The sequence below is a fragment of the Streptomyces sp. cg40 genome (assembly GCF_050320165.1).
GTDB lineage: Bacteria > Actinomycetota > Actinomycetes > Streptomycetales > Streptomycetaceae > Streptomyces > Streptomyces hokutonensis.
The window spans coordinates 200,787-212,788 of the sequence record NZ_CP190128.1 but is presented as its reverse complement, the minus strand read 5'-3'; the positions used below and the strand labels follow the sequence as shown (position 1 = coordinate 212,788).

Here is a 12,002-nt window from a genome sequence, read left to right as displayed (position 1 = left end):
CATGAGCACGCCCTCGATCGACCACCCGGGGCGGGAAACCCAGGACGCCTACGCGGTCAGCGCGGAGTTCTACGACCTGCTACAGGCGGAGCGGGACGAGGCCCGGGTGCGCGCTCTCTACCGTGACGACGTGGCCAGGGCCCGGGTCGGTGTGCTGGACGTCGGCGCGGGCACCGGGCGAGTCACCCTGATGAGTCTCCTGGAGTCGCGCGTTCCCGTGCACGCGGTGGAGCCCGCCCGGTGCATGCGCACCCCGTTGATGACGCGCCTGGCGTCCCTGGGCGCGGAGTCGACGACGCGGGTCACCGTCCACCCGTACGCGCTCGACGAGGCCGGGCTGCGTGGGATCGCGGACGTGGCCGTGTGCCACAACACCGTCGCCTGTCTGCAGCCGGCCTCGCGTCGTGCGCTGTGGCCGGCCGTCGCCGAGGCCCTCGTGCCCGCGGGGGTGCTGCTCGTCCAGCTCCCGCCGGCCCGCCTCCCGCGGCACGAGACCACCCGTGCGCTGCCGACCCGGACGGTCGGGCGGCACGAGTACGGGGGGAGCATCATGACGTCGCCCGACGTGGACCGGATCCGGGCACGGTTCGACTACTGGGTGCGCGAGCACGGGCGCGTGCTGCGCCAGCACGACGAGACGTTCTGGATGTGGCCCGCCTCCCGTACGGAGCTGATCGCGGAACTGGAGGAAGCAGGTCTCGTCGCGCTGCCCGAACGGCGGGACCCGTCCGTCCTCGCTGTACGACGCGCAGCGCGGTGACCTCCTGGCCGGCGCCTCGCGTGTCACAAGTGCGGGCACTCGCCGGTCATCCAGTCGTTCGGCCGTCGGTATCCGGGACGTCACGACGCAAAGGTGCGCTCATCATGGCTTGCTGCACAGTTGGTCCGGCACCTCACAGCACCACGGGGGCCACACGGTGACCGAGCCGATCCGACCTCCCGACCTGTCCACCGAGCAGGACTTCGGCGGAGAGGAATTCGCTCCCCTGTACACCACGACGGTGACCGTGACCGGCGGGACGGCGGCCCACGGGAGAGCCTCGGGGAGGGCGCGCTCGGACGACGGAATCCTCGACCTCGATCTGCGGCTGCCCGCCGAACTGGGCGGAGACGGCCGGGGATCCAACCCCGAGCAGCTCTTCGCCGCCGGCTTCGCGGCCTGCTTCCACGGCGCGCTGAGCCTCCTCGCCCGACAGACCGCGCTCGACCCCACCGCGATCTCCGTCGGGGCGACCGTGGCCTTCGGCCGCGATCCGCAGGACGGCGGCTACGTCCTCCACGTCGACCTGGTGGTCCGATGGCCGGGCGTCACCCCGGACGTCGCCGCACCGCTCCTGCACCGGGCCGACGCGCTGTGCCCGTACGCGCGCATGGCCTGGCACGGTACGCCGACCACCATCACGCTGGCGTCCTAGGTTCCGTCGGGCGGTGTCACAGACCGAGGCGGTGTCCGGTCTCTACTCATGTAGGCATCAGGCAAATCCGAAAGGAATTCCGTCATGAAGGTCGTAGTGGTCGGTGGAACCGGGCTGATCGGCTCGAAGGTGGTCGCCGGGCTGGGCGAGCACGGGCACGAGGTGGTCGTGGCGGCGCCCAGCACCGGTGTCAACACGCTGACGGGCGAGGGACTGGCCGAGGTCCTGAAGGGCGCGTTGGTGGTGGTCGACGTGTCGAACTCGCCGTCGTTCGAGGACCAGGCGGTCATGGACTTCTTCCGCACCTCGACGACGAATCTGCTGAAGGCGGAGACCGAGGCGGGCGTCGGGCATCACGTGGCGCTGTCGGTGGTCGGCACCGAGCGTCTCCAGGGGAGTGGGTACTTCCGTGCGAAGCAGGCGCAGGAAGAGCTGATCAGGGCGGCCGGGAATCCGTTCTCGATCGTGCACGCGACGCAGTTCTTCGAGTTCGCGAAGGGGCTGGCGGACGGGGTCACCGTGGGCGACACCGTGCATCTGCCCGACGCGAAGATCCAGCCCATCGTCTCCGACGACGTGGCTGTGGCCGTGGCGCGTGCGGCGGTCGGGGACCCGGTGGGTGGTGTGGTCGAGGTCGCTGGCCCGGAGGCGTTCCAGCTGGAGGAGTTCATCCGCATGGGACTCTCGGCGCATGACGACCCCCGCAAGATCGTCACGGACCCGCAGGCGACGTACTGGGGTGCCGAGTTGGAGGAGGACACGCTCCTGCCGGGTCCTGACGCACACATCGCCGGGACGCGGTTCGCCGACTGGCTCGCGCGGCAGAAGTAGACGTCGTCCGGTCTGGGTGGCCATTCCCTCAGGTTCGTCCGGGAAGGGCCACCCGGTGCCGCCACCCATGAGAACGCGGGGACAGCAAGAGGAGCACGATGGAAAAGATCCATGAGGAACGCACCGACATCGCGGCCACCGTCATGGCGCTGAGCGCCGAGTCCGCCGAACTGCAGACCCGTGTCACCGCGTTGCGGCGGGAACTGGTGCACATCAACGAGCGCATGACAGCCATCTCGACCACTCTGCACCGGCTTTCGCCCGCGTGGCTTCAGGACGGAGAGCGTGAGCGGTTCCAGTAAGGAAGAATCGCGCCGGTCATCGGCGCGTCCTCGGAGCCGAAGCGAGTGGTCGACGCCGGGCAGGCGGGCGGCCGGCGTCGGTGGCGAGGACCCTTTCCAAGTGCGCGAGGTCGCCGGACCGGGCCGCCGCGAGGAAGGCCTGGACGAGGCGCCGATACGCGACGGAGTCCACAGGTTGCCTGCTGTGCTCTGTAGCGAGACGTTTCTGGGCGCGTGACACCTGCTGCCTCGCATTCGCGACGCTCAGGCGCAGGATCCCGGAGATCCGGGTGTACGGGTAGGCGAAGCCCTCCCGCAGGACGTACACGGCCCGTTGCGTCGGTGTGAGTGCCTCCATCAGCAGAAGAACCGTTTGCTCAACGGCTTCCAGCCTCTCGGCCACCGCTTCCGGGGTCGCTTCGGTGTCCGCCGGTTCCGGGAACCAGGGGCCGGCGCAGGATTCACGGCGTCTCCAGGCGGACCGGACGACGTTGACGGCCAGCCGGACAGTGGTGGTCCTGAGCAGCGCCGCGGGGTTCAGGACGACTGTGCGGTCTGTGCCCTGCCACCGAAGCCACGCCTCTTGGATGACGTCCTCGGCCTCGCCCGCATCTCCGACGATTCGCCTGGCGATCTTGAGAAGTCCTGGCCGGGCATGGACGAACACCGACGTCGCGTTGTCCAGTTCACCCATCGCCGGGGTGGCCGTCATGCCCGCCCTCTCCCGACCTCGCGTTGCTTCGAGCGCTTGCGTGTCCACGACCGGCTCCTCTGCTCCGTAGGTCAGTCGCTTGAAAGGCGGCTGACATCACCGTCGCGCACGGGGGCGGCCGATCGCCCCTGGGGAAGCCGTAGGCGGCTGCGTGGTTGTGCCGTAGTGGATTCGTAGCCCGGGGCCGTCCTCTCGCTGACGTGCGAAGGTCGTCGTTCCGTGTCACTGCCGCCACCGAGGGTGACATCGGCCTCCCGCGGACACGGCGCCGCGATCCGGGGACGTTGCCACGAACGCCGGTCTATCCTGATCAGGGAGGCTGCCATGACGAGTCGCGGTGCGTTTCCCGGACTCCTCGGGCGGCGAAACGAGTGCCTGCTCCTCGACGACCTCTTGGCAGGTGCCAGGTCGGGGCGCAGTGGGGTCCTGGTGCTGCGCGGTGAGGCAGGCATCGGGAAGACCGAGCTGTTGAACTACGTCGTCGAGCGTGCCACCGGTTGCCGCGTTGTCAGGGCTGCCGGTGTCCAGTCCGAGATGGAGCTCTCCCACGCCGGCCTGCATCAGCTCTGTGCCCCCCTGCTGAGCGGCATCGACGACCTTCCCGAGCCTCAACGCGACGCCCTCTGCACGGCGTTCGGGCTGCGTGGCGGTACCGCACCCGACCGGTTCCTCGTGGGCCTGGCCACTCTGAGCCTCCTTGCGGACGCCGGCGGGAACCAGCCGCTGGTCTGCCTCATCGACGACGCCCAGTGGCTGGACCGAGCGTCGGCGCAGAGTCTGGAGTTCGTCGCCCGCCGACTGCTCGCGGAGTCGGTCGTGCTGGTCTTCGCCGTCCGCACCCCGAGCGTCCGCGAGCCGACCGTCGGCGAGTCGATCACCGGCCTGCCCGAGCTGCCCGTGACGGGCCTGACCGAGAGCGACTCCCGGAAACTCCTCGACTCGGTCGTCACCGGACCACTCGACCACCGGGTACGCAGCCGCATCATCGCCGAAACGCGGGGTAATCCGCTGGCCCTGCTGGAGCTGCCTCGCGGTTTGGCCCCGGTGGACCTGGCCGACGGCTTTGCGCGCCCCGACGTGCGGCCGTTGTCGAGTCAGATCGAGCAGGGCTTCCTCCGCCGCGTCCAGTCCCTCCGGGCCGAGACACAACGCCTGCTGTTCACCGCCGCCGCCGAACCGGTCGGCGACGTGACGCTGTTGAGGCGTGCGGCCGAGCGGCTCGGGATCGCCGTGGACACCGCTGTCGAGCACGCCGAGGCGTCGGGACTGATCACTTTCGGCACGTGGGTGCGCTTCCGGCACCCGCTGGTGCGCTCGGCGGCGTACGGCGCGGCGGGCCTCGACGGGCGTCGCGAGGTGCACAGAGCGTTGGCGGACGCGACCGATGCCCGACTCGATCCTGACCGTCGGGCGTGGCATCTGGCGTGTGCGACGGCCGGACCCGACGAGACGGTGGCCGCGGAACTGGAACGCTCGGCGGGCCGGGCACAGGCGCGTGGCGGAATCGCCGCGGCGGCGGCCTTTCTCGACCGGGCCGCCGAGTTGACCCCGGACCCCGCACGCCGGGGGGCCAGGGCGTTGGCGGCGGCGCAGGCCAAGTACCGGGCCGGCGCGTTCGACGCCGCGCGAGGTCTGGCGGACGTGGCGGAACTGGGCTCCCTCGACGCGCTCGGATCAGCACAGGCGAAGCTGCTGCGCGCTCAGATCATGTCGGCCTCCAAGAGCGCCAGCGCGGGTCTGCCGTTGCTGCTCGACGCGGCCAAGCGGCTTGAGCCCCTCGACGCAGGGCTCGCCCGCGAGACCTACCGCGACGCGATCTACGCGGCTCTCACCGCCGGCCGCCTCCCGAAGGGCGGCGTCCTCGAAGTGGCGAAAGCCGTACTGAGCGCGCCGAGGCCCACCGAGCCGAGGCGCGACGATCTGCTCCTGGAGGGCATTGCACGGCTGACCACGGAGGGTTATGCCGTAGGCACGCCGATGCTCCTCGAAGCGCTGGCCGCGTTCCGTACCGAGGAGGTCCCGGGGGAAGAGGGTCTGGGCTGGCTCCCGCTCGCATGCCGTTTGGCGCACAGCACGTGGGACTTCGAGAGCTGGTCCGTGCTGTCGGCGGGTCTGGTCGACCTGGCGCGCGGGACGGGAGCACTGACCGTGCTCCCGTCGGCTCTGCTGCTGCGCCTGTCGAACCGGGTCTTCGCAGGCCACCTCGCCGACGCCGACTCCCTGGTCGTGGAGGCGACCGCGATCGGCGAGGCGACCGGCAGCAGATTCTTCGCACACTACGGGGCGCTGGTCGTCGAACCCTGGAAGGGCCGGGAGCCCGAGACCCGGCAGGCGATCGAGGCGATCACCCAGGATCTCCTCCTGCGAGGGGAGGGCAAGGTGGTGACCGCCACGCAATGGGCGGCAGCGGTGCTCTACAACGGGCTCGGCCGCTACGAGGAAGCGTATGAGGCCGCCAAGCGTGGTTGTGAGAACCCACAGGAACTGGGCCTGTATCTCCAGTCGATGGTCGAGTTCGTCGAGGCCTCGGCACGCCTCGGAAGACCGGGGGACGCAGCCGAGACGGTCCGGACAATCCACGACATGGCTCAGGCCAGCGGCACCGACTGGGCTCTGGGCACCTCGGCCAGGACCCGTGCGTTGGTGAGTGACGGGGAGGCCGCCGACGCCCTGTACCGCGAGGCGATCGAGCGGCTCGGTGCCACGGAGGTCCGGACGGAACTGGCGCGCGTCCAACTTCTCTACGGCGAGTGGCTCCGCCGTGAGAACCGGCGTGCGGACGCCCGCGCCCACCTGGCCGTCGCCCACGAGATGCTCCGGCAGATAGGGGCCGAGGCTTTCGCGGAACGTGCGCGACGCGAACTGCAGGCGACAGGAGCGAAGGTTCGTAAACGCGCCGCCGCGACGCACGAAGCTCTGACTCCGCAGGAGGCGCAGATCGCTCGTCTCGCCGGCGAAGGACTGACGAACTCCGAGATCGGCGCCCAGTTGTTCATCAGCCCCCACACGGTCGAATGGCACCTCCGCAAGGTGTTCTCGAAGCTCGGCATCTCCTCCCGCAAGGAGATCCGCACCATGCGCCTCGAAGGCGAGGCGACGTCCGCGTAGGCCTTGACCGGCCCGCACGGGGCCGGCCTCGCCCGCAGCTCTAATGCCCGACGAACACGACCGTTTCCTCCAGTGGCGCCCTGCCCGTACGGGCGTGGTCGACCGCGGCGTCCTCGTATCCGATCGACATGCCGCAGAACAGCATGAGCTCGTCCGGGGGTGACAGGACCTCCGCGACGCTCCTGTGGAACTTCGCCCATGCCATCTGCGGGCAGCTGTGCAACCCTTCGGCGCGGAGCAACAGCATGACGGTCTGCAGGTACATGCCGGTGTCGGACCACTGGGCCGGGCCCAGATCGCGGTCGATGTAGCAGAACAGCGCGGCGGGCGCACCGAAACAGTCCCAGTTCGCGGAAGCGGCCCGCTGGCGTGCCTCCACGTCCTCGTGCGAGATGCCGAGTGCGCCGTAGCGCTGCTCACCGAAGGCGGACCGACGCTCGTGGTACGGGGACTTGAGCGCGGGCGGGTACTGCTCGTACTCCGGTTCGTCCCAGGGCTCGCCTGCGGCCAGGCGCCCACCGGCCCGCGTCTTGATCTCGGCCAGCGGGTCGCCGGTCACCACGTAGGGGCGCCACGGCTGGAGATTCGATCCGGACGGCGCCCGCGCCGCAGCGCACAGCACGCGCTCCAGCAGCTCCCGCGGGACATGCCGGTCGGTGAATCCGCGTACCGCCCGGCGACTGCTGACCGCCTCGTAGACGTCCAAGATCGTCCATCTCCCCATGGGTCACTGGTGCAGTTCCTTCGTCGGTTTTTCCTTGCCCCTGTATTCCTGTGCCGTCGGTTTGGTGATCTGTGCGCCCTCGCCGTAAAGGCTCTCGCTGAGCCGGGTGCGCAGGCTCCGGGTGAGGCGGAACACGGCGTTCGGATTCGCCGTTCCGTTGGTGGTGCCCGGAGTGAGGGGAAGGTACTGCTTGTGCTGGGTGAGAAGGTGGAGTTGTTCCTGATCGAGCGGCTCGTGCACTTCGACAAATTCTCCGTTGGGCAGGCGTTTGATGATGCCGGTCTCGCGTCCGTGCAGTACTTTGTCGCGGTCGCCGCGCTGAAGTCCGAGGGCCCATCGCTTCGTTACCGAATAGGCCGCGACGGGCACCACGAAGAGGCCGATGCGGACAGCCCAGGTCACCGATTCGACTGCGAGATGCAGGCGGACGGCGATGATGTCGTTGCCGGCGCCGATCAGGGCCACCGCGTAGAAACTGAGCCAGGCGACGCCGAGTGCCGTGCGTACGGGCCGGTTGCGCGGTCGGTCCAGCAGGTTCTGGTCGCGCCTGTCACGGGTCACCCAGGACTCGATGAACGGATACACGCCCAGGGCGAGGAAGAAGCCGACCCCCGCGGTCAGCGGGATCAGGTTGTCGAGCGCCAGGGTGTGGCCCCAGAGATTGATCTCCCAGCCCGGCATCACCCGCAGCAGCCCGTCCGCCACGCCCATGTACCAGTCGGGCTGCGACCCGGCCGAGACCTGGTCGGCGCGGTAAGGGCCGTACTGCCAGACGGGGTTGATCTGCGCGACCGCGGCGATGACGAAGACCGCGCCGGTCACCAGCAGGAAATAGCCGGCCGACTTGACAGCATGGACTGTGGCCGGCACGCCCACGACATTGCTGTTGGTGCGTCCGCGGCCCGGGTACTGGGTGTGCCGGTGATGGAGCACCAGGGCCAGATGGGCGGTCAGGAGTCCCACCATGAGGGCGGGGATGATCAGGACATGGATGGTGTTGAAGCGGGCCACGAGGTCGTGGCCCGGGAACTCGCCCCCGAAGAGGAACATCGACAGATACGTTCCGACGATCGGAATGGAAAGGATCGTTCCGTTCACGACGGCGAGGCCGGTCCCGGACAAGAGGTCGTCCGGGAGGTCGTATCCCGTCAGTCCCGCGAACATGGCGAGGACCAGCAGCAGGAATCCGAACACCCAGTTGACCTCGCGCGGCTTGCGGAAGGCGCCCGTGAAGAACACCCGCATCATGTGGGCGAGCAGCGAGGCGACGAAGATCAGCGCCGCCCAGTGGTGGGCCTGCCGGATCAGCAGACCGCCGCGGACGTCGAAGGAGATGTGCAGGGTCGAGGCGAACGCCTCCGACATCATCCGGCCGCGCAGCGGCGCGTAACTGCCGTTGTACTGCACCTCGTTCATCGAAGGATGGAAGTAGAAGGTCAGGTACACGCCGGTGACGACCAGAATCACGAAGCTGTAGAGGCAGATCTCTCCCAGCAGGAAGGACCAGTGGTCCGGAAAGGCGCGTCGCGCTTTCTCTCTGGCCAGGCGGCGGATGCCCAGGCGTCCGTCGGCCCAGTCGGCGAGCCTTTCACCGTTGCTCATATTGCTGCCGCCCTTCATGGATCGCTCGGGCAGTTTTGTGCGCGCGAGATGTCGAGTCCGCGCATCGTGCGGCGTTCTTTTTCCGTTGTTCCGCCCCAGATGCCGTCCGTCTGCCCCACACGCATCGCCCATTCGAGACACCGCTCCGCGACCGGACACCGGCCGCACACGGCCTTCGCCTCGTCGATCTGCCGAAGGGTGAGGCCGCTGTCGGATATGGGGAAGAAGAGTTCGGGATCTACGTGCAGGCAGGCTGCCCGTTCACGCCAGTGCATGGCATGGTCACCTCGTTCGGCAGTGAAAGAGAAAACAATGTGGTTCTGCCCTGTAAGACCGTGCGGCCGCCGGATGTGTGACATGCGTTCACGGCGGTTGGTGTCACAAGGCCCGGGTGTTGCCGGTCTTAAGGGGTGAGCCCATGCCCCTGCCGCGTGCGGGGCCGTGCGAGCGGGAGGGCGGGTGTGACGTGGACCAGGGTGATGCGGTGTCGCTCGCCGAGTTGTGGGAGGAGCGTCGGTATCTGCTCGCTGTCGCCCACTGGATGCTGGGCGACCCGGGCGCGGCGGAGAGCGTTGTGGACGAGGCCTATCGGCGGTGGTACGGGCTGTCCGGCGCGGTACGTAGGCAGGTCGCCGTTCCCCGGTCCTGGCTGGCGAGGACCGTCGGCGGGATCTGCCTGGGCCGGCTCGCACCGCCCGGCCAGGAGACGGGGCGTGGACGGCCGTCGGAGGTGGAGGAGGAAGCCGGCCGGGTCGTACTGAACGCGTTGGAGTCGCTGCCGACGGCCGAGCGGGCGGCGTTCGTGTTCCGCGCCTTCGGGATGGCCCCCGGCACGGTCGCCGACATAGTGGGCCGTACGGAACCGGAACTCGCCCAACTCGCCGCACGGGCCCGGGAGTTGTTGCAGTCGCGGCGCACCCGCTCCACGACGCCGCACCAGCACGACACCGTCGTCCGCGCCGTACACCGGGCATGCGTCACGGAAGACGGCGAACTGCTCGCCTCCTTGTTGTGCCTGGACGTCACGGCGTTCTTCGACGGCGGCGGCAAGGTACGGGCGCTGACCGGGCCGGTGCACGGCAGTGGGCCGGTCGCCGACAGCCTGCTTACGCTTCTGGCCCGCCGCCCGCACACCACCCTGGCCACCCACTCCGTCAACGGCCGGACCGGCCTCGTCGCCCGCTACGGCCGACAGGTCACCGCCGTCATCAGCGTCGACGTCGCGAGCGACCGGGTCGCCCAATTCTGGGTCATGCTCAACCCGGACAAACTCCGGTCCTGGAACCGGCCCCGCACCGACGGTGCTGCCGGCACGGACGCGAGCCCGTGACAGCGACACGAACGTCACACCGCCGCCGTCACACACAGTCCGGCACGGCGCCGGAGAAGATCGCGGAACGGGAGCGCGAATCGAGGAAGGCGGCGATCTTGCTCGGGGCGAACACCCACAGCACTTGGTGAATGCCGTCCTTCGAGGCGGCGGCGGTCATGAAGACGAGGGCCTCGCCGTCCCGGTGGACGACCACGCCGGTAGAGCCGTTGGCGTCGACCAGCTCGGGCACCGACTCCCGCCAGAGCTGCCGGTAGGCCGAGAGTCTGGCGACCCGGGCACGGCCCCGCACAGGCACCCGGGCACAGCCCCGTATGCCGTTGCCGTCGGAGAGGCTGACGACATCGGGCGCGAGCAGGGCCTCCAGAGACGCCACGTCCCCCGTCCGGGCCGCTGAGACGAAGGCGTTCAGAAGACGCCGGTGCTCGGCCGCGTCCACGTTCTGCCGCCGCTCGTCCGACAGGTGACGACGAGCCCGGCTGACGACTTTCCGTACATTGACGACGCTGAGTTCGAGTATCTCGGCGATCTCGGCATAGGCGTAGTCGAACGCCTCGCGCAGCACATAAGCGGCGCGCTCGACGGGGTTCAGTTTCTCCAGCACCAGGAGCAGCGCCAGCTCCACGGCCTCGGCGCGCTGCGCGCCGACCTCGGGGTCCGCGCTTGTGTCGAGGGGTTCCGGAAGCCACGGGCCGACGTAGGTCTCCCGTCGTACGCGCGCCGACTGCGCGACGTTGATGGCCAGCCGGGTCGTCGCACTGGAGAGGAACGCCACGGGACTGACCACCACCGAACGCTCGGTCTTCTGCCAGCGCAGCCACACCTCCTGGACCACGTCCTCGGCTTCCACCACGCTGCCGAGCATGCGGTAGGCGATGCCGAAGAGCCGCCTGCGGTGGCGTACGAAGACGGCGACCGCCTCGTCGAGGTCCTCAAGTGAGGTGGGGGACGGTTCGACACACATGGTTCACTGGCCTCCGTTGCTCCGCTTCGTCCGCTGCATAGACCGCGGCCGACAGGAACGTGTGACAGAAACGGACGATGTTTTTCGCGGAGCTGCGATTTCCCACTGTTCGACACACTGAGATGCCGTGTCTGACACTCGAAGCGCTGCATATGATGTCGACAAGGACTGAGGAGGGAGAGGACGCATGGTCTCCGCGAGTGGAACGGCGCACAGCATCGAGGTCACCGCCGAGGGACTCCAGGAGGAACTCGCCCGGCTGCGGATCCAGAAGCTGGCACTGGAAAGGGAGTTGGCCGCGGTCGCGGCCCATCTCGACTCGGTTCAGCGTGCCCTCGGCGCCTTGGCCGGCGTGCTGTCGGCCTCGGCCGCCGACGGGCCAGCGGACGAACACACCGTGTCCGTCGCCACCCGGACGGGCAACGACGTTGCGCCGGACACGGACGCGGGCAAGCAGTACGGGAGGCTGACCGAGCAGATCATGGCGTACTTCGCCGAGGTCGGTGACGTCGACGTACGGGCCCGGGACGTCGCTTCGGCACTCGACCGTGACGCCGACAGCGGAAGCATCAACGCGGTCCGCAGCACACTCGACCGCCTCGTCGCCTCCTCGCGGCTGCAGCGCGCCGGCCGGGGCCTGTACCGCGCATGGCGTTCCCGGACGTGACGCGGTGGTGTGCGGCGGTCAGCGTGACGAGCCGAGTATCACCACGACGCAGGCGGTCATCGCCAGGGTGATCAGGGCCATGGCGGCGAGTGTGCCCCGCAGCCAGTGCCGGATCCGGGCCTGGTGTCGTGCCTCCAGTGCGGCGACCTGTTCGGCGATGTGGTCGGTGACCATGCGGGCGACGTGTCGCTGTTCGTCGGTGTACCACGTCCGGATGTCCCGCTGCTGCTCGGGAGTGAGGCCCCCCACGCGCGCGGTGAGGTCCGCCAGGCGGCGGTGCGTGGCTCCCATGTGGGCCTCCCGGTAGAGGAAGCCCTCGATGTCGGTCAGGCCGCGGGCGGCCTCCTCGCGTGCGGTCATGGCGTACC

13 protein-coding genes are annotated in these 12,002 nt (G+C 69.2%); 7 read left to right on the top strand and 6 right to left on the bottom strand.

What is annotated here, in order from left to right:
* Window position 1 precedes the first annotated feature (1 nt).
* From ACQHII_RS00855 to ACQHII_RS00840, 4 genes are all read left to right on the top strand, one after another.
* Complete coding sequence (locus ACQHII_RS00855) at window positions 2–760, top strand: class I SAM-dependent methyltransferase (RefSeq protein ID WP_427917317.1); 759 nt, start codon at window positions 2–4, stop codon at window positions 758–760.
* A 157-nt stretch (window positions 761–917) separates the two neighbouring features.
* Window positions 918–1,415, top strand: a complete 498-nt coding sequence (locus tag ACQHII_RS00850) for an Ohr family peroxiredoxin (protein ID WP_427917316.1) — start codon at window positions 918–920, stop codon at window positions 1,413–1,415.
* Between the two features lie 84 nt (window positions 1,416–1,499).
* Window positions 1,500–2,246 (top strand): SDR family oxidoreductase, encoded by a 747-nt coding sequence (locus tag ACQHII_RS00845; protein ID WP_427917315.1) that lies wholly within the window; start codon window positions 1,500–1,502, stop codon window positions 2,244–2,246.
* Window positions 2,247–2,344: 98 nt separating this feature from the next.
* Window positions 2,345–2,548 (top strand): hypothetical protein, encoded by a 204-nt coding sequence (locus ACQHII_RS00840; RefSeq protein ID WP_427917314.1) that lies wholly within the window; start codon window positions 2,345–2,347, stop codon window positions 2,546–2,548.
* A 16-nt stretch (window positions 2,549–2,564) separates the two neighbouring features.
* Here ACQHII_RS00840 and ACQHII_RS00835 read toward each other — a convergent pair whose 3' ends face one another.
* Entirely contained in the window at window positions 2,565–3,239 is a 675-nt protein-coding gene (locus ACQHII_RS00835; protein ID WP_427917313.1) for a sigma-70 family RNA polymerase sigma factor, read from the bottom strand.
* A gap of 324 nt (window positions 3,240–3,563) precedes the next feature.
* Here ACQHII_RS00835 and ACQHII_RS00830 point away from each other — a divergent pair, with 324 nt between their 5' ends.
* Entirely contained in the window at window positions 3,564–6,347 is a 2,784-nt protein-coding gene (locus ACQHII_RS00830; RefSeq protein WP_427917312.1) for a helix-turn-helix transcriptional regulator, read from the top strand.
* A 40-nt stretch (window positions 6,348–6,387) separates the two neighbouring features.
* Here the strand turns inward: ACQHII_RS00830 and ACQHII_RS00825 are convergent, their stop codons facing one another.
* The 3 genes from ACQHII_RS00825 to ACQHII_RS00815 are packed head-to-tail and all read right to left on the bottom strand — an operon-like array spanning window position 6,388 to window position 8,948.
* Window positions 6,388–7,053, bottom strand: coding sequence for a nitroreductase (locus tag ACQHII_RS00825; RefSeq protein ID WP_427917311.1), 666 nt, complete (start codon window positions 7,051–7,053; stop codon window positions 6,388–6,390).
* 21 nt (window positions 7,054–7,074) lie between these two features.
* Window positions 7,075–8,673: a cytochrome b gene (locus ACQHII_RS00820; RefSeq protein WP_427917310.1), complete on the bottom strand. Its 1,599-nt coding sequence runs from the start codon at window positions 8,671–8,673 to the stop codon at window positions 7,075–7,077.
* A 14-nt stretch (window positions 8,674–8,687) separates the two neighbouring features.
* A complete protein-coding gene (locus tag ACQHII_RS00815; RefSeq protein WP_427925192.1) occupies window positions 8,688–8,948 on the bottom strand; it encodes a WhiB family transcriptional regulator in 261 nt (86 codons plus the stop codon).
* A gap of 143 nt (window positions 8,949–9,091) precedes the next feature.
* Between ACQHII_RS00815 and ACQHII_RS00810 the strand changes: the two genes are divergently transcribed.
* Window positions 9,092–10,003 (top strand): RNA polymerase subunit sigma, encoded by a 912-nt coding sequence (locus ACQHII_RS00810; protein ID WP_427917309.1) that lies wholly within the window; start codon window positions 9,092–9,094, stop codon window positions 10,001–10,003.
* Window positions 10,004–10,031: 28 nt separating this feature from the next.
* On the opposite strand, the gene ACQHII_RS00805 is transcribed toward ACQHII_RS00810, so the two are convergent.
* Window positions 10,032–10,967 carry a sigma-70 family RNA polymerase sigma factor gene (locus ACQHII_RS00805; protein ID WP_427917308.1) on the bottom strand — a complete coding sequence of 312 codons (936 nt, stop codon included), beginning with the start codon at window positions 10,965–10,967 and terminating at the stop codon, window positions 10,032–10,034.
* Between the two features lie 187 nt (window positions 10,968–11,154).
* Between ACQHII_RS00805 and ACQHII_RS00800 the strand changes: the two genes are divergently transcribed.
* Window positions 11,155–11,634: a hypothetical protein gene (locus ACQHII_RS00800; protein WP_427917307.1), complete on the top strand. Its 480-nt coding sequence runs from the start codon at window positions 11,155–11,157 to the stop codon at window positions 11,632–11,634.
* Between the two features lie 18 nt (window positions 11,635–11,652).
* Here the strand turns inward: ACQHII_RS00800 and ACQHII_RS00795 are convergent, their stop codons facing one another.
* The gene (locus ACQHII_RS00795) at window positions 11,653–11,994 is read right to left on the bottom strand and encodes a hypothetical protein (RefSeq protein ID WP_427917306.1); all 342 of its coding nucleotides are present in this window, start codon (window positions 11,992–11,994) and stop codon (window positions 11,653–11,655) included.
* Between the last annotated feature and the right edge of the window lie 8 nt (window positions 11,995–12,002).